The following is a 20473-nucleotide window of genomic DNA, read 5'->3' on the forward strand; positions in this document are numbered from 1 at the left end:
CTGTCCCGACGCGCATGCGATAGCTTGTGCGTGTGGATCACGGTGTCGTGCAAGCGGGATGGTATTCCGACCCCTCAGGCCAGTTCGAGCAGCGCTACTGGGATGGTCAGCAATGGACAGAGCACGTATTCTCCGGCGGCGTCCAGTCGATCTCGCCGATGTTCCAGAGCAGTGCTGCCAGCGATGTCAACGCAACTGCCGACTCGGTTCCGCTGAACTCCGTCTCCAACGCGGGAGCGGCCGAGGCTCCACCGGCCGTCCCGGGCGGACAGAATGCACTGGCCTTCGAAAGCATCCCCCTCGTCGGGGCCAGAAAGCATGCCGAGAAGCTGCGATCTGAAGTCGCCCGGTTGCAGGCTCTGATCGACCGGCACGGGCTGCAGGATATCGCTGCACTCGATGATCTGAAGCGCGTTTTCACCCGGGAGGCAGAAGAAGCGCAATCCAAGGTAGCCGCTGCCACCGCTGACCTGGCGACCCGAAGAACCGAGATCTCGGCAGCCGAGGCGGCGTTGCTCGACCTGCGCGGCGCTATCGAGGTTCAAGACCTCGGTCTCTACGACTACGAGCATCCCGCGGAGGACTCGGTTGCCCTGGCCACACAACTGGAGGCGCTCCGAGCCGAGATCAAGACAGCCATCCGCTCCGGCCAGGCGACTCATGCGACGAGTAACTTCACCTTCAACAACAGCTCGGCGAAGGGCGCGAAGTTCGTCAAGGACATGTCGAAGCTCATGCTCCGTTCGTATAACGCCGAGGCGGAGAACTGCGTGAAAGCGGTGCGAGCAGGAAATCTCGCAACGGCGCAGAAGCGCCTCACAACCGCGATGGAGCAGATCGCCCGGCTCGGCACAATGATCGATCTGCGCATCACCCCGTACTTCCATCGCCTTCGACTGCATGAGCTCGAGCTCGCGAACCGACACCTCCGCGCAGTTCAGGCAGAGAAGGAAGCAGACCGCGCCCACCGCGAGGAGCTTCGTGAGCAACGCAAGGCCGAGAAAGAGCTCGCGGCGGAGAAGGCCCGATTGGAGAAGGAGCGCGGTCACTACGCGAACACCATCGCAGCGCTCGAGGCCAACGGCGATCGTGAGGGCGCCGAGCGCATGCGAGTGCGCCTGGCAGATGTCGATCATGCCATCGAGAACGTGGACTACCGTGCCGCGAATATCCGTGCCGGCTACGTGTATGTGATCAGCAACGTCGGATCTTTCGGTCCGGATGTGGTGAAGATCGGACTGACGCGCCGCCTCGAGCCGATGGACCGCGTCAATGAGCTCGGGGACGCCTCCGTGCCTTTCCGGTTCGACGTCCACGCGCTGTTCTTCGCCGAAGATGCCGTCGGAATCGAGGCGATGCTCCATAACCATTTCGCCGATCGGCGTGTGAACCAGGTCAACCTGCGTCGGGAGTATTTTCGCGCGACGCCCACCGAGGTGCGCGATGCGTTGACAGCGCACTCGGTCGAGCTGCTCGATTTCGCTCTGGAACCGACCGCTGAAGAGTATCTGGCCACACGAGCCCTGCAAGACCGCCTCTGAGCGCCCTCGGACGCGGGGGTCTTGCCGATCGCGACGCTGAAGAAAGGAAAAGGCCGCCTGGATCAGGCGGCCTTTCTCATGTTCTGAAGTTTTCGTTGTGCCCCCGACAGGAGTCGAACCTGCGACCTACGGTACCGGAAACCGGCGCTCTATCCACTGAGCTACGGAGGCGTACCGAATGACGATATCACTCGGCGGGGCGTGTCTCGATCCGACCCGCCCACCGCGCGTTTCGCACAGTGGGCGCGGTCCCACTCAGGAGTCGCGTTTCGTGCGCTCCAGCAGTGCCTTCTCGTCCTTGTTCAGCCAGGTCGCCGCAGCGGGAAGCTCCTGCTCGACGCGGGCCTCGTGACGCGCCTGGCGCATCGCGCTGACGATCGCGAAGCGCACGACGATGTATCCGATGACGACCAGGACGACGTTCCCGGCGAGAACGGCCAGCAGTGCATCCATGCGCTCAGCCGATCCGCTCGAGGATGTCGGCCTGCGGCGAACCCGTGATCGCGATGTACTCACCGTTCACGAGCAGCGTGGGGGTTCCTGCTCCCTCGGTCGCGGGGTCTGTGGGCAGCTCGGCCGCCTGGTCTATGACGAACGGACGATACATGCCGTCGGCGATGCAATCGGATGCCGCGTCTGCGCCGGTCTGAGACGCGAGGGCTGCGAGGTCGCCGTCGGTGAGACCGGCGCCGCTCGGATTCAGCGCGAACAGCTGCTGGAAGAAGTCGAGGGTCGCCTCCGGTGCCGCCTCGGCGACGCAGTGCAGGGCGCCGCCGGAGCGCTCGGAGAACTGGGTGCCGGATGCCGCGTTCAACCCCGACAGCGCGACCGGGTGCAGGTTCAGCGTGATGTCGCCCGAATCGATGAGCTCCTCGATCGTGGGTCCGTATTGGTCCTCGAACACCTGGCAGTGCGGGCAGTAGAAGTCGAACCAGACATCGACCGTGTCGGCGCCCTCGCCGATCGAGATGCTCTCGGGCACGACCGCCTCGGCCGCCGGACGGTTGTTGATGGTCACGACGAGCACCGCGACGGCGGCGAGGACCGCGACCACCGCCAGCGATACCCAGACCGCGAACATGTTCGTCCGACTCTTCGCACTGCCCACAGGCACCCGTCCTTCGCGTCGTGGAGCCACCCGTCCGGCGGCATCGTCGCACACGACTCTACTCGCCGCCCCGCACGCTCGGGCAGAAGTCCGCGAATTGCAACACGGGCCGTGCGGCCCGGCGCCACGCCCTACGATGGAAGCGTCTCACCGACCGATTCCCAGCATGAACGAGGTTCGCGACTTGCAGTACATCTCCACGCGCGGTGGCGCACTCGGACAGTTCAGCGATGTTCTCCTCGAAGGGCTCGCACCCAACGGCGGTCTTGCCGTGCCCGAGACGCTGCCCCGTTTGAGCGGTGACGACCTCGAGCGGCTGCGCCCCCTGAGCTACCCGGAGCTGGCTACCGAGATCCTCGGCCTCTTCGCCACTGACATCCCGCGCGAGGACCTCGCTGGTCTCACCGCCGGCGCATACAGCGGCGGCAAGTTCGCCGCCGATGAGATCGTGCCCCTCACCCCGATCGGTCAGGGTCTCACGCTCGTCGGCCTGTCCGAGGGACCGACGCTGGCCTTCAAGGACATGGCGATGCAGTTCCTCGGTGAATCGCTCGAGTACGTGCTGGAGAGGACCGGCCGTGTGCTGAACGTGCTCGGCGCGACCTCCGGCGACACCGGTTCGGCGGCGGAGCACGCCCTGCGCGGCCGCGACCGCGTCTCGGTCTTCATGCTCTCCCCGCAGGGCCGCATGAGCGCCTTCCAGCGCGCGCAGATGTACTCCCTGCAGGACGCGAACGTGCACAACATCGCGATCGCCGGAGTCTTCGACGACTGCCAGAACCTGGTCAAGCACCTCTCCAGCGACATCGACTTCAAGCGCGCACATAGCCTGGGCGCCGTCAACTCGATCAACTTCGGCCGGATCTCGGCGCAGATCGTCTACTACGTGTGGGCCTGGTTGCGCGCATCGGATGCTGCGGCTGAGGCCGAGCGCTCGTCGTTCGCCGTCTCGTTCGCCGTGCCCTCGGGGAACTTCGGCAACATCCTCTCCGGCCACTACGCGCGCTCCATGGGTGTGCCGATCCGCAAGCTCGTGCTCGCCTCGAACGAGAACAACGTTCTGGATGAGTTCTTCCGCACCGGCTACTACCGCCCGCGCGATGCCGAGAACACGCTCGCGACGTCGAGCCCGTCGATGGACGTCTCGCGTGCTTCGAACCTCGAGCGCTTCGTCTTCGATCTGCTGGGCCGCGACCCTGAGCGCACCGCGGCCGCCTGGCGCGAGCTCGACGAGACCGGCCAGATCGACCTGTCCGCCGAGCGCGATCGCTTCGAGACCGAGTTCGGCCTGGTCAGCGGCACGAGCACGCATGCCGACCGACTGTCGACCATCCGGTCGTTCCACGAGCACAACGATGTCGTCCTCGATCCGCACACCGCCGATGGCGCGCTGATCGCCCTCGCGCACCTCGACGACGGCATCCCGATGCTCGTTCTCGAGACCGCGAAGCCGGCGAAGTTCGCCGAGCTGATCGAGGAGGCCCTCGGCTCCCCCGTCGTGCCGGATGCCGAGACCCAGGCGCTGCTGGACGCCCCGCAGCGCGTCGTCGACATGGACGACGACGAGCACGCCCTGCGCACCTACATCTCCGAGCGCGCGCTGACCTGACGAGGACGGATGCCGTGATTCAGAAGATCACGACGTAGCGGAACACCGCGTCCCACAGCACGTCCGCCAGTCCGCTCTTCCTGAGCATGCTCTCGCGGGCGCGCAGCCCGGCATCGGCGCGATCCGTGATGATGCCGTGGATGTCGTCTCGCAGGAGATCCCGGACGCGCTGCTCGTTGTTGACCGTCCACGCCATGACTCCGAGGCCGGCGTCCTGGGCCGATGCGATCATCGTCGGCGTCAGCGACCACTCTTCGATCACGACGAAATCGACGATCGTATCCGGCACCTCCACGCCGGCGAGGGCCATGGTCAGGCCGGTGCCGAGGTTCGGGCGCAGCCGTTTGAGCTCCTCGATGCTCGCCCTATCGAGGGAATGGTAGATGTTCTCCTCGAGCAGCCCGAGCTCCTCGATCTCGGCGATGAGCCGCGGGACCAGGGCGGGGCGCTCCCGCCCGTGAAGCTTGATCTCGATGAGAAGGGGCTGTCCGATGTCGTGCGCAACGGTCAGATATTCAGCGAGCGAGGGGATCATGTCGCTGTTTCCGGCGTTATCGTGAACGCTCAGCGCGGTGAGCTCGTCGAAGGTGAGATCCGCGACGTCGACGTTCTGATCGGCGAGGCGTGCGAGATTCGCATCGTGCATGACGACGAAGCGTCCGTCGGAGGACTCCATCACGTCCATCTCGACGAAGTCGGCCTCTGCCTCCCGCGCGGCACGCAGCGACGACAGCGTGTTCTCGACGGCATTCGCGGTGTGTCCGCGGTGGGCGAGGATCAGCGTCCCGGGCGTTTCGGAGAGAGCCCTCATGGCGGGCAGGTTCAGGAAGCTGAGCACCACGAGCAGCGCGGTCATGACGACCACGGGGATGAAGCGGCGAGCCCTCCGCTGCGGTGAATCCGCGATCGCCGCCGGTCCGGCAGTCTCAGCATCCGGCTCGCCGGTCCGCGTGAGGGCGACGACCACCGCCGCGATCGCCGCACCGCCCATGCCGACGACGATCATGCCGCCGACCTGAGCGATCGCCAGCATGACCGCCGCCACGCCGGGCGAGGCCGCGGGGACGACGGCATCGGTGAGGATGACCGGGCCGAGGACCAGGAGGATGAGCAGCAGACCCGCAACGGCGCCGGCGGTGAGCACGAGCAGCAGAACGACCAGGAGCCTCCACCGATTGCCGCGCATCAGCCGCCGGCTGCGCCGTTGCGCCTGGCCGGCGGTCGCCTCGGTCATCGCGAACAGGGGCACCGTCAGGGCGAATATGAGGTTCAGCCAGAGGATCACGAAGAGGAAGGCCGTGTACCCGATCGCGCCCGCGGTCGTCTTGAGAAGCTCACCGGAGATGAACGATGGCACCGTGATCGCCTGAGACAACACCGAGAGGAACCCGAAGCCGCCCAACGGGAGCAGCACGAAGAGGTAGGGAATCAGCAACACGGAACTGGGGCGCACGAGCTTGCGTGCGACGCGCGCCACCTCAAGACCGGTCTCACGGCTGAGGATCCGTGCTCCCCGGCGCGCCCGGTCGACGGCGATCACCATCACGATGAACTGCAACGAGAGCGCGAAGAACCCCAGAAGAATCAGCACGACGATCAGGACCCCCGACAGCGGGGTGTCGATCAGGCGGGGAATGCCGGAGAGCTCGAGTCCGCTCAGCCCCGCGGCCCGCAGGGACTCGGCGAACAGCCAGTGCACGACGGGGGCGACGATCACAGCCGTGATGAGCTGTCCGACGAGGTAGATCGCTGCGAGGCGCCAGCCGCCGAGCCGCAAGGTGCGGACGATCTCGCCCAGCAGCATCCGGATGCGGGGGCGCTCGACCGACCGATGAGACGACTCCGGAACCATGCCCGCACCCCTTCACAGCCAGAACACATCCCTGAACCGGCCATGATGCCACACCGGGCCTCGTTCGCCGGATGCTCAGACCAGGAAGATCGGCAGCATCCCCGGATTGTGCGCGTGCACGAGCACGGCGAAGACGACCGCGTCGAAGAGCAGGTGCACGGTGACGACGTAGGCGAGCGAGTGCGTGCGCACGAAGATGAATCCCTGCAGGAGGGCGAAGGGGATCGTCAACAGCGGCCCCCACTCGCGGTAGCCGAGCTCCCAGAGGAACGAGACGAACACGATCGTCTGCAGCACATTCGCGACCGCGAACGGGAAGTGGCGGCGCAGCAGGGCGAGCACGGTGCAGATGAAGAACAGCTCGTCCCAGATGCCGACGGCGCCGACCCCGACGAACAGCCGCGCGATGAGGTCGGGGTTGTCGACGACGGGCCAGTTGGCATAGACGCCGCTCGTGATGAAGTAGAACGGCAGGATCAGCCAGCCCAGCACCAGCACGAGCACCAGCCAGCCCCACTGCCACCGGTTCCACCGCTCACCGGTGCGCCAGGGAAAGCTGATCGCCCGGTCGCGGTAGACGAACCGCGAGACGAGATACGGCACCGCGACCGCGCCGCCGAGCGCTAGGGTGAAGCGCACCATCGAGGCGTTGTCGAGCTGGGCTTGCAGCGAGATGAGGCTGACCACGAGCATCCCGATCGCGATGAGCGAGAGGTCGCGAGTGAGCGACGGACCGGATGCTGCGACACGATCGCGCTCGACGAACGAGGCCACGGCGACCCCGGCGACGAGCAGCGCCCACCCGAGCCATGGGATCTCGGCGACGAACAGCGCGGGGGCGGCGAGGCAGACGAGTGCGGCGGGGATCAGCCCCGACGCCCAAGACGCCCCGCGCCAGTTCATCCGCGTGTTTTCCGGCGATAGGTGAGATCGCGGATCTCGCGCCCCTTGTCGATGCCCTTGCGCTCGAATGCGGTCATGATGCGGCCGTCGAAGCGCTCGGCCCACTCCCCCTCGAACGCGCGCTCGAACTCCGGCTCGGCGTCCATGACCTCGCGCATCTGCAGCGCGTAGTCCTCCCAATCGGTCGCGAGCCGCAGCACGCCCCCGTCGGCGAGCGCGCGGGCCGCGACAGCACCAAAGCCTTCACGGATGAGGCGGCGCTTGGTGTGGCGCTTCTTGTGCCACGGGTCGGAGAAGAAGACCCAGACCTCGGATGCGCTGCCCTCGGGCAGGTAGGTGGCGAGCACCTCGGGTGCGTTCGCCTCGACCAGTCGCAGGTTGCGGGCATCCGCCTTATCGGCGTCGAGCATGGTGCGGGCGAGCCCCGCGCGGAACACCTCGACGGCCAGGAAGTCGTGGTCGGGCCGTGTGGATGCCGCGTGCACGATCGCGTGTCCCTGGCCGGAGCCGATCTCGACGATCAGCGGCGCAGCGCGCCCGTATTCGGCCGTGGGGTCGAGGCGAGCATCCGGATGCACGCTCGTCGAAGCATCCGCACGCGGGACGTCGAGGAGATATCCCGGGGCGAGCTCTTCGAACGCGCGGTCCTGCGCTTCCGACATCCGACCGCTCCGACGCACGAAGGAGACAGGTTCTTCACGGAAGGTGCGGGGTTCAGGCATGGCATCCAGCCTACGCGGCGCGTAGCGACCGCTCATGCGACGGGCTCCGTGACGAAGTCGATCAGCTCTTCGACCCGACCCAGCAGCGCCGGCTCCAGATCGCGATAGGTCGTGACCTTGCCGAGGATGTGCTGCCACGCACGGCCGGTATCGCCCTGCTCGGCGTGCGGCCAGCCGAGGGCGCGGCAGACTCCCGTCTTCCAGTCGATGCCGCGCGGCACCTCCGGCCAGGCCCGGATGCCCACGGACGCGGGCTTCACACACTGCCAGACGTCGATGAACGGATGACCGACGATCTTCAGATGCTTGCCGTGCGGACCGCGCAGGATCGCCTCGGCCAAGCGCGTCTCCTTCGACCCCTTCACCAGGTGGTCGACGAGCACGCCGTAGCGGCGCTGCCGGTTCGGCGGTTCCGCGGCGAGCAGGTCGTCGAGCTTGTCGACGCCCTCCAGGAACTCCACGGCGACGCCCTCGACCCGCAGGTCGGCGCCCCAGACCTTCTCGACGAGTTCTGCGTCGTGCTTGCCCTCGACGAGGATGCGGCTGGGCAGCGCGACGCGAGCGCGCTGGTCGGCGACGACGAAGGACCCGGATGCTGTGCGGCGGGGGCCCTGCGCCTGTGCGCGCGGCGGCAGCAGACGAACCGGCTCGCCGTCGATCATGAATCCGCCGCCGAGCGGGAAGACGCGCTTGCGCCCCCTGCCGTCCTCCAGCTCGACGTTTCCGCCCTGCACCCGCGTGATCGCACCGCAGTAGCCGTCGTGGGCGACTTCGACGACGAGATCGCGTTCGGCGGCGATGTCGCGCACCTGCTTCGCGCCCCGTCGACGCCAGTCGCCGGCGAGCACATCCGAGCCGTACATGTCGTCCATGCCTTCCAGCGTATGCGTCGGGTGCGGACTTCCTCGAACGACACAGATCGTTTGACGCGAATCGCTATCGCGTGTCGGTGGGAGTGAATAGACTCAGGGGTCACGGGGCCGTCAGCGGCTTCGCGGAGGGAGCACGATGCGGGCACGGTTCACGGTCGTTCTGGGGATGATCCTGGCGCTGTTCGCGTCGGGCCTGTTCGTCTCCTCCGCAGCGGCGACTCCTCCGGCGACTCTGGCCAACGGCTTCGTCACCGATGAGGCGTCGGCCCTCACCGCCGCCGAGATCCGCGCAGCGAACGAGAGGCTCTCACAGCTCGCCTCGGGCGATCGGGGCGATCTCTACGTCGTCTTCGTCGACGAGTTCACGGATCCGAGCACGAGTCGGGAGTGGGCGGATCGAACGGCCATCGAGAACGGCCTCGGCCAGCACCAGTACCTCCTGGCCGTCGCCGTCGAGGCACGTCAGTACGCGCTCTCCTACGACGATCAGGGCCCGCTCACCGACGCCGAGCTCGATCGCATCGAAAGCGCGGTGCAGGATGAACTCGGCGCGAGCGACTGGAGCGGTGCGATCTTCGCTGCTGCGGGCGCCTTCCCCGGCCAGTCGTCGGGCTCCGGTTCCGCCTCGCCGTTCTCACCGCTGGTGCTGCTCGTCCTCGCCGCCGGCGTCGTCCTGATCATCGTCTTCGTGATCCGGGCGCGAAAGAAGAAGCGCGCGCCGCAGCAGGTCGCCTCCGACCCGTCCGACCCGTACGCCGCCATCAGCGACGCCGATCTCGAACGCCAGGCGGGCAGCGCCCTCGTCGCCGCCGACGATGCGATCACCTCCAGCCGCCAGGAGGTCGGATTCGCCGTCGCGCAGTACGGTGACGATGCGACCGCGCCCTTCACCGCGATCGTCGCGACGGCCCAGGAGAAGGTGGGCCAGGCGTTCTCCCTCAAGCAGAAGCTCGACGACGAGATTCCGGATGCTCCGGAGCAGCGTCGCGCGTGGCACATCGAGATCATCCAGCTCTGCGCGGCCGCCGACGACCTGCTCGACGAGAACGTCGATGCCTTCGACCAGCTCCGCAAGCTCCAGGCCGAGGCCCCCGAGGCGCTCTCCCGCCTGCGTGAACGGCGCGCCGCCGCCGAAGCCCTCATCCCTGGCCTGCCCACCGCGCTCGCCCGGCTCGCCGAGAAGTACGATGCGGCCGCTCTCGCCACCGTGACGGACAATCCCGCCCAGGCCCAGCAGCGTCTCGCGCTGGCCGATGCGGAGATCGCCGAGGCCGCGCAGGAGATCGCCGACGGAAGTCGTGGGGAGGCGGCGTTCTCCATCCGCACTGCCGAGCAAGCCGTCGAGCAGATCGAACAGCTCAGCGCCGCTCTGGCCACTCTCGGCGCTGACCTGTCCACTCTCGAGGACGGCGTCCGCGCCCTGATCGCAGACATCACCGCCGACATCGCGGCCGCCCGCGCCCTGGCGGATGCGAACGGCCAACTCGCTGCTGTCGCCGCCCGCGCGGAATCGCATGTCGCGTCGGTGCGCGCGGCGCTCGAGCACCCGGGACGCAACCCGCAGCAGATGCTCGATACTCTCAACGCGGTCAACACCGAGATCGATGCGGTGCTCGGCCAGGCACGGCAGAGCGCCGAACAGGCCGAGCGCGAGCGGCGTCTCGTCGCTCAGCGCCTCACACAGGCTCAGGCCCAGATCCACGCAGCCAGCGATTTCATCACGACCCGACGCGGCGCGATCGGCGCGACAGCGCGCACGCGTCTCGCCGAGGCGAACGCCGCATACGCGGAAGCCGTTGCGGCGCAGAGCACGGACCTCACCCGCGCCGCCGAGCGGGCGACGCGGGCCAACAACCTGGCGCATGAGGCGATCACCTCCGCCCAGAGGGAGGTCTCGGCCTTCTCCGGAGGCAGTTGGAGCACCGGTTACAGCAGCGGCTACAGCAGCAACCGGGGCGGCAGCGACCTGGGCGGCGCGATCCTCGGCGGCATCATCGGCGGCCTCCTCAGCGGCGGCGGCTCGAGCCGCTCGAGCGGCTGGAGCTCCGGATCGAGCAGGCGCTCCAGCAGCGGCCGATCGGGCGGTCGCCCCTCCGGCTTCGGCGGCGGCTCGCGCGGCTCGGGCCGTTCCCGGAGCGGCCGCTTCTGACCCCGACAATCCGTGCACGCACGATTCTGTTCCAATCGAAAGGAAACACCATGGCAAAGCAGTCCATCTTCGGACGCATCTCGACGCTCGTCCGGGCGAACATCAACTCGCTCCTCGACTCCGCCGAGGACCCGCAGAAGATGATCGACCAGCTCGTCCGCGACTATACGAACAGCATCGCCGACGCCGAGGCCGCCATCGCCGAGACCATCGGAAACCTGCGTCTGCTCGAGCGCGACCACGAAGAAGACGTGCAGTCGGCGAAGGACTGGGGCAACAAGGCCCTCGCCGCCAGCCGCAAGGCCGATGAGCTGCGCGCGGTCGGCAGCACAGCCGACGCCGATAAGTTCGACAACCTCGCCAAGATCGCGCTGCAGCGCCAGATCGGCGAGGAGCGCGATGCCAAGACGGCCGAGCCCACGATCGCGGCGCAGACCGAGATCGTCGACAAGCTCAAGAGCGGTCTGAACGGCATGAAGGAGAAGCTCGAGCAGCTCAAGGCGAAGCGCAGCGAACTCCTCGCACGGGCGAAGGTCGCCGAGGCGCAGTCGAAGGTTCAGGACGCCGTCTCCTCGATCAACGTTCTCGACCCGACCAGTGAGCTCGGCCGCTTCGAAGACAAGGTCCGCCGCCAGGAGGCGCTCGCCCAGGGCAAGGTGGAGCTGGCCGCATCCAGTCTCGATGCTCAGTTCGAGAGCCTCGATGACCTCGGGGAGCTCACCGAGGTCGAGGCCCGTCTCGCCGAGCTCAAGGCCGGTGGCAGCGCCCAGTCGCAGCTCGAGTCCTGAGCTCTCCGGTGCCCCGGGGAGCCGATCCCCGGGGCACTTTCTGTTTCTCCCTCCCCCTGGAGTTCCTCGTGGCACGTTTCTTGATCGCCCCGCAATGGCAGGGCTCCCCCTCCGCCCGTGCGATGCTGCTCGTCGACGGCGCGTCGGCCATCGCCGGCGATCTTCCGCGTGCGGCGACCACCGTGCTCGAGGTGCCGGTCGAAGCCGGGGACTCCTTGGGCACCGCTGTTCACCGCCTCAGTTCGTTGACGCGCGTGCGCGCGCTCATCGCCGAGCACATGCAGCCGGAGACCGTGCTGATCGGCGGCGATTGCAGTGTGACCGTCGCGGCCCTCGCGGCCATCGACACATCCGATCTCGCGGTCGTGTGGTGCGATGCGCACCCGGATCTCCATACTCCGGTCTCCTCTCCCTCGGGCGCGTTCTCCGGCATGGCGCTGCGCGCGGTCCTCGGAGAGGCCGAACCTCAGCTGTCGCTCGACCCGGCGATCTCCCCCGAGAGGGTTGTGGTGGTCGGGGCCCGTTCCATCGACGATGCCGAGATCGAACCGCTCTCGGGCCTTCGACAGGTGGATGCCGCGGATCTGGCGACTCCGGAGGCGCTCGCCGATGCCGTCGCAGCGACCGGCGCGACGCGCGTCTGGATCCACATCGACGTCGATGTGCTCGATCCGGCGGAGTTCTCCGGTGTGTCCTCTGCCGAGCCGTTCGGCGTCTCGCCCACGGTTCTCAGCGCGGCCATCCGCGCGGTGCGCGCTCGCGTTCCACTCGCCGGCGCGACGATCGCCGGCTTCGCACCGCGCACGCCGGCCGATGCCGTCGACGACCTCGGCGCGATCCTCCGTCTCGTCGGTTCTGTGGCGTGAGTACCGACTGGCAGTCGGCGGCCGACGCCGCGCTCGCACGCGGACGCCGCTTCGATCGTCGCATCCCCTCCTTCCTGCTGCGCTCCCCGATCAGCCGTCTCGGCTACGCCTGGGGAACGGCCGTCGGGTGGACATGGGGGTCGTTGTGGAGCACGGGGCCCGTGGAGCGTCGCAACGGACTGTGGGTATTCCGCGGTATGCCGGCGTGGACCTACGGCCGGGGCGGCGTCTGCGTCGGCGGATGCTTCCTCACCGGTGATCGTGATCCGGATGACCGCGTGCTGCGTCATGAGGCCGTGCACAAGGCCCAGTGGCTGAGGTACGGGTTCCTCATGCCGTTGCTGTACCTTGCCGCCGGCAGGGACCCGTTGCGCAATCGCTTCGAGATCGAGGCGGGTCTGGAGGACGGCAACTACGTGCGCAGGAGGCCCGCGCACGGCTGACGGCGAGGGTCAGTTCACGATGGGGAGGAGCCCGAAGCGGGCGGGAACGCTGATCTTGTCGACCGGCATAGCGAGCTGCTCGGTGAGGTGGTCGACGATATCGGCCGTGCCGAGGTAACCGCCCAGCAGGGTCACGGTGATCTGTTTCTCGTCATCGCACAGCATCTCGTCGGCCCAGGCGCACGTGGCCCGAGCCACCGCGGCTCCGGGCGCGCACGATCGGCCGCTGCCGGGAGCGCCGGATCGGGATGAGCGCGCCAGCCAGGTCACGGTCATCCGCGCCGGAGCACTGATGATGCCGATGTCGCCAGGCTCGGCGACCTCGATGAAGACCCGACCCGATGCGCAGAGCGGGAGCGTGGCGAGGAAGGCCTCGAGCTCAAGGAGCGAGTTCTCGTCTGCGACGACCAGGTGCTGGGCGCTCAGTCGCTCGGCACGGCGCTGCGCGCGTGCGCTGCGAGCTGGGGTGATGGTCGTCATGATGACCCCAGCATAACACCGAAGAAGGGTTGCCTTACCTTTGTGCACTCAATTCTTTCGGGGCGGAACCGGGTAGCGGCCCGCGATCACGATGCGATTGAAGGCGTTGATCGATACGCACGCCCAGCTCAGGGCCGCATACTCCTTCTCTGTGAAGACGCTGCCCACACGGTTGTACACCTCGTCGGGAACACCGCCCTCGTGAATGAAGGTGAAAGCCTCGGCGAGCTCGAGCGCCGCGCACTCGCGCTCCGAGAAGACTCCGCTCTCACGCCAGACCGGAATCTGCATGAGAGTGTCGATGTCGATGCCCGCCTTCGTCGCGCGATCGAGGTGAACCCGCGTGCAGTAGGCGCAGCCATTGAGCTGAGAGCAGTGGATCATCACGAGTTCCCGCAGTCGGTCATCGATGCCGTTAGCACGGCAGACCTCCCCCACGGTTCGCGAGAAAGCATCCAGCGCCTCGTAGGCGGCAGGCTCGGTCTTCGACAGGTGCACGCGCGTCTCGGTCATGCCTCCATGATAGGCCGGTCACGACAGCCTGACCTCAGAGCCTGAAAATCAAAACTTCACGTTAGCTCGAATACACCTGCGCATAATGCTAAATAAGTCACATTTCTAACTGTGCTTAATGCTCTCGCGTTTCGCATGAAGAGCCTTCCGGCCTCACAATACTGAGGTGGCGATCGAGACCGATGAGTTCAGCTATCTTCCGCACCAGGCGCAGGCGCTCGATGTGCCCCTACCCACCGTACGTCGACGCACCCTCGCGCTCCCGGACGGCCGCTCGCTCAGCGCCCTGCAGTACGGCGCCGGCGATCCCGTCGTGACGCTACTCCACGGAGCAGGTCTGAACGCACACACGTGGGACACGACGGCGCTGATGCTCGGCGTCCCCGCGCTCGCCATCGACCTCGCCGGCCACGGAGACTCCTCCTGGCGCGAAGACCTCGATTACACGGCGCGCCCGCTGTCACGCGATGTCATCGCAGCACTCGAGACCTGGACGACCACTCCGCAGATCCTCGTCGGTCAGTCCCTGGGAGGACTCACCGCAGCGGCCGTTGCCGCCCAGCGTCCCGAGCTCGTCCGCAGTCTCGTGATCGTCGACATCACCCCCGGGATCGACACCTCGGCCGGCCCCGCGACGCTGCGCGACTTCTACGCCGGGCCCACTGATTTCGCCGACCGCCACGAGCTCGTCGAGCGCGCCCTGTCGTTCGGCTTCGGCGGCGAGCGCGCCGCGACCGAACGCGGCGTCTTTCTCAACACCCGTGTGCGGGAGGACGGGCGCATCGAGTGGAAGCACCACTTCGCACACCTCGCCGCTCAGACGCTCGGGATCGACGGCGCCCAGAGGGCCGCGCGCCCGTCGCCCGAAGCGGGGTGGGAAGACCTCGCCGAGGTCACCGCACCGATCGCCCTGATCAGAGCATCCGCCGGCTTCGTCAGCGAGGCGGACGGCGCAGAGTTCGTGCAGCGCCTGCCCGACGCCGAGCTGACCGTCATGACCGCTTCACACAATGTGCAGGAGACCGCCCCTGCTGACCTCGCCGATCTCATCCGCACCCGCATCTCTGCGGCGTGATGAGCTTCGATACTGCTGTGCCCGCTTGAGAGGAACTCCGCCCATGTCACGCCGCACCAACCGATTCGCCTTCGTCTCCGCAATAGCTGCGACTGCCCTCGTGCTGACCGCGTGCGCAGGCTCGCCTACGCCCTCGCCGTCATCCGACGGAACGCCCGACCCCGATGCCACACTCACCGTCGGACTCGTGCTCGAGCCGACGAACCTCGATATCCGCCGCACGAGCGGCGCTGCCCTCGAGCAGATCCTCATCGACAACATCTACGAGGGGCTCGTCACCCGCACGCAGGACAACCAGATCGTCGAACGGCTTGCCTCCTCCTACGACGTTTCCTCCGACGGCCTCACCTACACATTCACACTGAACGACGGCGTCACCTTCCACAACGGCGATGCGCTGACCTCCGCCGATGTCGTGGCATCGTTCGAAACCGTGCGCACGGACGAAGCACTCCAGGGCAACACGGAGTTCGCGAACGTCGCATCCATCGACGCACCCGACGACAGCACGGTCGTCATCACCTTGACGAACCCCGACCAGAACTTCCTGTTCACGCTCACCGGCCCGGCCGGACTCGTGTTCCGCGACGGCGACACCACCGATCTCCAGACGGCGGAGAACGGTACCGGACCCTTCACCCTGCAGCGCTGGAGCAAGGGCAGCCGGATCACGTTCGACCGCTTCGACGATTATTGGGGTGAGACGGCCGGTGTCGCCGAGGTGGTGTTCGAGTACATCCCGGACTTCACCGCGGGCGTCAATGCCGCCCTGGACGGCAGCCTCGACGTGCTCACCGCCGTCGATCCGAATCTCGCGGGCGAGCTCGAGAGCTCCGGCGAGTTCGCTCTGACCCGCGGCCGCACAACAGACAAGGCGACGCTCGGGTTCAACAACGCCAAGGCCCCGCTCGACGACGTCCGCGTGCGCGAGGCGCTGCGCGCCGCCGTCGACCACGAGGGTCTGATCGAAGCGGTCGGGGCGGGAACCACTCTCTACGGGCCGATCCCCGAGCTGGACCCCGGCTATGAGGATCTCGCCGACGTCGTGACCTACGACCCCGATCACGCGATCGAGCTGCTCGCCGAGGCGGGATACGATGACGGCCTCGAGCTGACCCTCACGATCCCGGCCTTCTACGGCACGACCGTGCCCCAGGTGCTCGTCTCGGACTACGCGAAGATCGGGGTCACTCTGCAGGTCGAGTCGGTGGAGTTCCCCACCTGGCTCGAGGACGTGTATACGAACAAGGACTACGACCTCAGCTACGTGCTCCACGTCGAACCGCGCGACTTCGGCAACTTCGCGAACCCGGACTACTACTTCGGCTACGACAACGCCGAGGTGCAGAGCCTGTATGCCCAGGCCCTCACGGAGATCGACCCGGATGCCTCCGCAGAGCTTCTCGCGCAGGCCGCGCGCCTCGTCTCCGAGGACCACGCGGTGGACTGGCTGTACACGGGCGAGACCATCACGGCCGTGCGTCCGATCGTCTCGGGCTTCCCCGAAGACTCGATCAACTCGCGCATCGACCTGGCCGCGGTCACCGTCGCCGCTGAGTGACATCCGGTGATCCGCTACACGCTCACACGGGGAGTCCTGCTGATCGCGGGGCTCTTCGTGTCGAGCGTGCTCATCTTCCTCACCCTGCGCGTCTTCCCCGGTGATGTCGCACAGCTGATCGCCGGAACGCAGGCATCGCCGGCGACGGTCGAGGCGCTGAGGGAGTCGCTGGGGCTGAATCGTCCGCTCCTGGTGCAATACGGCGATTGGATCGGCGGCGTGCTGACCGGAGATCTCGGCACATCGCAGCTCAGCGGAGCATCCGTCGGTGAAGAGCTCGCCGAGAAGGCGCAGGTGACGGTTCCGCTGGGACTCATGGCGCTCGTCATCGCCCTGCTGATCGCCGTCCCCTTCGGCGTGCTCTCGGCTCTGCTGCGCGGTCGTTCCGGGGGCACTGCCATCAGCGTCACGGCGCAGGCCTTCGCCGCCGTCCCCGTCATCTGGGCGGGCATGATGCTCATCGTCGTCTTCGCCGTCTGGTTGGGCTGGCTTCCCGCGCAGGGCTTCCCCCGCGCCGGGTGGGACCAGCCCGCGCAGGCGTTCCGCGCCCTGCTCCTGCCCGCGCTGACCATCGGCATCGTCGAGGGCGCCATGCTGCTGCGCTTCGTGCGCAGCGCCACCCTGCAGGCGCGCGGGCAGGACTTCGTCCGCACCGCGGCGGCGAAGGGCCTGAGCCGCAACCGCGCGCTCATCCAGCACGGTATCCCGGCGGTCGGCCTCTCGATCGTCACGGTTCTCGGCCTGCAGGTGGCGGGCATCATCGTCGGCTCGGTCATCATCGAGCAGCTCTTCACTCTTCCGGGAATCGGGCGGATGCTCGTGGCGGATGTCGGAACGCGCGACCTCGTCAAGGTGCAGAGCGAACTGCTGGTCCTCACCGGTTTCGTGCTCGTGATCGGCTTCCTCGTCGACCTCGCGCACCACTTCATCGATCCGCGACAGAGGGAGAGCGCATGATGCCCCGCTGGCTGCGCGCGCTGTGCCGCAGCGCCACCGGACGATTCGGCGTGATCGTCGTGATCGTGATCGCGCTCACCGCGCTCGTCTCCGTGTTCTGGACCCCTTTCAACCCGCTGTCGACGGATGTCCGAAACCGCTGGGCGTCCCCCAGCTGGCCGCATCTGCTCGGCACCGACGGCACCGGGCGCGACATCCTCAGCCTCATCATGGCGGGGGCGCGCACGACCGTCTTCGTCAGCGTCGGCGCGGGCATCGTCGCAACGGTTCTCGGCATCGCCCTCGCCGCCCTCGGCGCGCTGACCTTCCGATGGATGCGCGAGACCGTCGCGGTTCTCGTCGACATCCTCATCGCCTTCCCCGTGCTGATCATCGCGATGATGATCTCCTCGGTCTGGGGCGGTTCGCTCTGGGTCGTGATCTGGGCGGTCGGCATCGGCTTCGGCGTCAACATCGCACGCGTCACGCGCCCCGAACTGCGCCGCGTCCAGCAGAGCGACTTCGTCGTCGCCGGGCGTGCAGCAGGACTCACGGCCGGACAGAATCTCGTCCGCCACCTGCTCCCCAACGTCGCCCCCGTGTTCATCGTGCAGCTGTCCTGGTCGATGGCGGTCGCCGTGCTGGCCGAGGCGGGCCTGTCGTACCTCGGTTTCGGGGCGAGTGTCGTCGAGCCGAGCTGGGGCATCCTGCTCGCCGATCTCCAGCGGTACATCGGCATCCACCCGCTCTCCGTTCTCTGGCCGGGGCTCGCTATCACGATCACCGTCCTCGCCCTGAATCTCCTCGGCGATGCGCTGCGCGAGGCGACGGATCCGACGCTGCAGCACCGATCGGCCGAAGTTCACACTCCGGCGGTGGTCGCATGAGTCTCATCGTTGAGGATCTCTCGATCGAGATCGGCGGCAGACGCGTCGTCGACGGCGTCTCCTTCGAAGTGCCCGACGGCGCCCGTCTCGGCATCATCGGCGAGTCCGGTTCCGGCAAGTCGCTGACCGCCCTCGCCATCCTCGGCCTCCTCCCCGACGGAGCGACGGCCTCCGGCAGCATCCGATGGAACGGCACTGAGCTTCTGGGCATGCCCGACCGACGGCTCGCCCGCTTCCGCGGCGATGACATCGGCATCGTCTTCCAAGAGCCGCGCACCGCGCTGAACCCCATCCGCACGGTCGGGCGCCAGATATCCGAGTCCATCCGCATCCACACCGCGGCGACGCGGCGCGAAGCCCGCGCCCGCGCCATCGAGGAGGCCCGGCGCGTGCACCTGCCGGAGCCCGAATCGACCGTGGCGAAGTATCCGCACCAGCTGTCGGGCGGTCAGCGCCAGCGCGTCGCTCTCGCAATGGCCCTCGCCTGCCGACCGCAGCTGCTCATCGCGGATGAGCCGACAACCGCTCTCGACGTCACGATCCAGGCGGAGGTGCTGCGCCTGCTCCTCTCGCTCGTCGAGGAGGAGGGAATGTCGCTGATGTTCATCACCCACGACCTCGCCGTCCTCGCCCAGGTCGCCACGCACGGCGTCGTTCTCGAGAACGGCCGCATCATGGAGAACGGGCCCGTCTCGACGCTTCTCAGCACCCCGTCCTCCCCCGTGACGCAGGCCCTGCTGCGGGATGCGACCGCAACGCTCTGGCGCCCGGGAAGGACAGACGCATGAGTCTCATCGAGGCGCGCGGCCTGAGCCGCGACTTCCCCCTCCCGCGCACGTCGCTGTTCGAACGCGGTCGCACGCAGACCGCCCTGCACCCGACGGATCTGGTGATCGAGGCCGGCGAGTCGATCGGCATCATCGGCGAATCCGGATCGGGCAAGTCGACTCTCGTGCGCCTGCTCCTGGGGCTCGACCGGGCGACCGCCGGCACCGTCACGATCGCGGGAAGACGCGTGGATGCTGCAGCATCCGCCCGCTCGTTGCACTGGTTGCGACGCCAGACCGGGCTCGTCTTCCAGGACCCGTACGCGTCGCTGGACCCTCGGATGACGGCCGGTCAGATCATCGCCGAACCGCTGTGGGCCCTGAACATCGCGGGCGACCGCCGCGCACGGGTGCGTGAGGTCCTCACCCAGGTGCATCTCGACGCCGATATGGCCGGCCGCTATCCGCACGAGCTCTCCGGCGGTCAGCGGCAGCGCCTCGCGATCGCCCGCGCCATCGTTCACCGGCCGCGGATCCTCGTCGGCGATGAACCCCTCTCGGCCCTCGACGTCACGGTGCGTGCGCAGATCCTCAAGCTGCTGCGCGAACTCCTCACCGCCGAGGACCTGACCCTGCTGCTCGTCTCCCACGACATCGGCGTGGTGCAGAACCTCAGCGACACGGTCGCAGTGATGAAGGATGGTCGCATCGTCGAGCGCGGCGCGACCGCGGATGTGCTCCTGGCCCCGCGGGAGGACTACACGCGTCAGCTCTTGGCCGCGATCCCGGTCATCGACGCGTCGAACGGCGACGCGGCACCGGCGTGAGCGACTTCTGCAGGTAGACGGTTCCCAGCGAACGCCCGAACTTGAATCCGACGCCGCCCATCCGTCCCACCTCGCGGAAGCCGGCCTTGCGGTGCAGGTGCAGGGATGCTTCGGCCCCGCTGTCGCTGATGACGGCGACGATCTCCCGGAGCCGAACCTGTTCGCAGGCGGTGATCAGTGCATCCAGCAGCGCCGTCCCGAGGCCCTTGCCCCCGGCGCCCGGCCCGAGATAGATCGAGTTCTCGGCCGTGTACCGGAACGCGCTCTTACTCGCCCAGGGTTGCACGAGCGCATAGCCGATCACCTGATTCGACGGTGTGACGGCTACGAGGAACGGGAGCCCGAGACGTGACAGCATCGCGAACTTCTCCCGCCAGGAGCGGTGCGTACTGTTCTTCTCATCGAAGGTCACGACCGAGTTGGTGACGTAATGGTTGTAGATCGCGCGGATGTCCGGCAGGTCCCGCGGCTGGGCCGTGCGGATCGTGTAGACGAACGAATCGGGCTCGGGCGCCCGTTCGCGCAGATGGCGCGGCAACCGGCGACGCTGGTCGCCCGGTTCGAACTGCATTCC

At 67.5% G+C, this 20473-nt stretch carries 21 protein-coding genes and 1 tRNA gene; 12 read left to right on the forward strand and 10 right to left on the reverse strand.

The features are described from left to right. Window positions 1–32: 32 nt before the first annotated feature. Entirely contained in the window at window positions 33–1541 is a 1509-nt protein-coding gene (locus ACWAUG_RS00500; RefSeq protein WP_460800486.1) for a DUF4041 domain-containing protein, read from the forward strand. A gap of 98 nt (window positions 1542–1639) precedes the next feature. Here the strand turns inward: ACWAUG_RS00500 and ACWAUG_RS00505 are convergent. The 3 genes from ACWAUG_RS00505 to ACWAUG_RS00515 all read right to left on the reverse strand — a co-directional run bounded on the left by ACWAUG_RS00505 (window position 1640) and on the right by ACWAUG_RS00515 (window position 2622). Beyond that, window positions 1640–1712 (reverse strand) — tRNA-Arg (locus tag ACWAUG_RS00505). An 84-nt stretch (window positions 1713–1796) separates the two neighbouring features. After that, window positions 1797–1994, reverse strand: a complete 198-nt coding sequence (locus ACWAUG_RS00510) for a hypothetical protein (RefSeq protein ID WP_298041486.1) — start codon at window positions 1992–1994, stop codon at window positions 1797–1799. Between the two features lie 4 nt (window positions 1995–1998). Beyond that, complete coding sequence (locus ACWAUG_RS00515) at window positions 1999–2622, reverse strand: DsbA family protein (protein WP_298041488.1); 624 nt, start codon at window positions 2620–2622, stop codon at window positions 1999–2001. Window positions 2623–2833: 211 nt separating this feature from the next. Here ACWAUG_RS00515 and thrC point away from each other — a divergent pair, with 211 nt between their 5' ends. Next, a complete protein-coding gene (gene thrC, locus ACWAUG_RS00520; protein WP_460800703.1) occupies window positions 2834–4258 on the forward strand; it encodes a threonine synthase in 1425 nt (474 codons plus the stop codon). 19 nt (window positions 4259–4277) lie between these two features. On the opposite strand, the gene ACWAUG_RS00525 is transcribed toward thrC, so the two are convergent. The 4 genes from ACWAUG_RS00525 to ACWAUG_RS00540 form a co-directional block, all read right to left on the reverse strand. Next, complete coding sequence (locus ACWAUG_RS00525; protein ID WP_460800489.1) at window positions 4278–6110, reverse strand: glycerophosphoryl diester phosphodiesterase membrane domain-containing protein; 1833 nt, start codon at window positions 6108–6110, stop codon at window positions 4278–4280. 75 nt (window positions 6111–6185) lie between these two features. Further along, entirely contained in the window at window positions 6186–7013 is an 828-nt protein-coding gene (locus ACWAUG_RS00530) for a CPBP family intramembrane glutamic endopeptidase (protein WP_460800491.1), read from the reverse strand. Continuing rightward, complete coding sequence (gene trmB, locus ACWAUG_RS00535; protein WP_460800492.1) at window positions 7010–7735, reverse strand: tRNA (guanosine(46)-N7)-methyltransferase TrmB; 726 nt, start codon at window positions 7733–7735, stop codon at window positions 7010–7012. The genes ACWAUG_RS00530 and trmB overlap by 4 nt, the downstream gene beginning before the upstream one ends. Window positions 7736–7767: 32 nt before the next feature. Further along, window positions 7768–8607: a DUF3097 domain-containing protein gene (locus ACWAUG_RS00540; protein WP_460800494.1), complete on the reverse strand. Its 840-nt coding sequence runs from the start codon at window positions 8605–8607 to the stop codon at window positions 7768–7770. A 136-nt stretch (window positions 8608–8743) separates the two neighbouring features. Between ACWAUG_RS00540 and ACWAUG_RS00545 the strand changes: the two genes are divergently transcribed. The 4 genes from ACWAUG_RS00545 to ACWAUG_RS00560 all read left to right on the forward strand — a co-directional run bounded on the left by ACWAUG_RS00545 (window position 8744) and on the right by ACWAUG_RS00560 (window position 12853). Continuing rightward, the gene (locus ACWAUG_RS00545) at window positions 8744–10756 is read left to right on the forward strand and encodes a TPM domain-containing protein (protein WP_460800496.1); all 2013 of its coding nucleotides are present in this window, start codon (window positions 8744–8746) and stop codon (window positions 10754–10756) included. A gap of 50 nt (window positions 10757–10806) precedes the next feature. Beyond that, window positions 10807–11544 (forward strand): PspA/IM30 family protein, encoded by a 738-nt coding sequence (locus ACWAUG_RS00550; protein WP_460800498.1) that lies wholly within the window; start codon window positions 10807–10809, stop codon window positions 11542–11544. Window positions 11545–11612: 68 nt separating this feature from the next. Continuing rightward, window positions 11613–12410: an arginase family protein gene (locus ACWAUG_RS00555; RefSeq protein ID WP_460800500.1), complete on the forward strand. Its 798-nt coding sequence runs from the start codon at window positions 11613–11615 to the stop codon at window positions 12408–12410. Further along, the gene (locus ACWAUG_RS00560; RefSeq protein ID WP_460800502.1) at window positions 12407–12853 is read left to right on the forward strand and encodes a Fe-S oxidoreductase; all 447 of its coding nucleotides are present in this window, start codon (window positions 12407–12409) and stop codon (window positions 12851–12853) included. The genes ACWAUG_RS00555 and ACWAUG_RS00560 overlap by 4 nt, the downstream gene beginning before the upstream one ends. 9 nt (window positions 12854–12862) lie before the next feature. Here ACWAUG_RS00560 and ACWAUG_RS00565 read toward each other — a convergent pair whose 3' ends face one another. Continuing rightward, window positions 12863–13333: an SIP domain-containing protein gene (locus ACWAUG_RS00565; protein ID WP_460800504.1), complete on the reverse strand. Its 471-nt coding sequence runs from the start codon at window positions 13331–13333 to the stop codon at window positions 12863–12865. Window positions 13334–13381: 48 nt separating this feature from the next. Then, window positions 13382–13846 (reverse strand): carboxymuconolactone decarboxylase family protein, encoded by a 465-nt coding sequence (locus ACWAUG_RS00570; protein WP_460800506.1) that lies wholly within the window; start codon window positions 13844–13846, stop codon window positions 13382–13384. 166 nt (window positions 13847–14012) lie between these two features. Here ACWAUG_RS00570 and ACWAUG_RS00575 point away from each other — a divergent pair, with 166 nt between their 5' ends. Genes ACWAUG_RS00575 through ACWAUG_RS00600 form a run of 6 tightly spaced genes read left to right on the forward strand, consistent with a single transcriptional unit; the run spans window position 14013 to window position 19899 of the window. Further along, window positions 14013–14921 (forward strand): alpha/beta fold hydrolase, encoded by a 909-nt coding sequence (locus tag ACWAUG_RS00575; protein ID WP_460800508.1) that lies wholly within the window; start codon window positions 14013–14015, stop codon window positions 14919–14921. A gap of 43 nt (window positions 14922–14964) precedes the next feature. Further along, window positions 14965–16482 (forward strand): ABC transporter substrate-binding protein, encoded by a 1518-nt coding sequence (locus tag ACWAUG_RS00580; RefSeq protein WP_460800510.1) that lies wholly within the window; start codon window positions 14965–14967, stop codon window positions 16480–16482. A 6-nt stretch (window positions 16483–16488) separates the two neighbouring features. Then, a complete protein-coding gene (locus ACWAUG_RS00585; RefSeq protein WP_298037831.1) occupies window positions 16489–17439 on the forward strand; it encodes an ABC transporter permease in 951 nt (316 codons plus the stop codon). Next, entirely contained in the window at window positions 17436–18305 is an 870-nt protein-coding gene (locus ACWAUG_RS00590) for an ABC transporter permease (RefSeq protein WP_460800512.1), read from the forward strand. Before ACWAUG_RS00585 ends, ACWAUG_RS00590 begins: the two co-directional genes overlap by 4 nt. Then, the gene (locus ACWAUG_RS00595; RefSeq protein ID WP_298037828.1) at window positions 18302–19093 is read left to right on the forward strand and encodes an ATP-binding cassette domain-containing protein; all 792 of its coding nucleotides are present in this window, start codon (window positions 18302–18304) and stop codon (window positions 19091–19093) included. The genes ACWAUG_RS00590 and ACWAUG_RS00595 overlap by 4 nt, the downstream gene beginning before the upstream one ends. Then, on the forward strand, window positions 19090–19899 hold the full coding sequence (locus tag ACWAUG_RS00600; RefSeq protein ID WP_460800514.1) for an ABC transporter ATP-binding protein: 810 nt from the start codon (window positions 19090–19092) through the stop codon (window positions 19897–19899). The genes ACWAUG_RS00595 and ACWAUG_RS00600 overlap by 4 nt, the downstream gene beginning before the upstream one ends. Here ACWAUG_RS00600 and ACWAUG_RS00605 read toward each other — a convergent pair. After that, window positions 19862–20470 (reverse strand): GNAT family N-acetyltransferase, encoded by a 609-nt coding sequence (locus ACWAUG_RS00605; RefSeq protein WP_460800516.1) that lies wholly within the window; start codon window positions 20468–20470, stop codon window positions 19862–19864. The two genes, ACWAUG_RS00600 and ACWAUG_RS00605, sit on opposite strands and share 38 nt — an antisense overlap. Window positions 20471–20473 lie beyond the last annotated feature (3 nt).

It is taken from the genome of Microbacterium sp. GXF6406 (genome assembly GCF_054798215.1).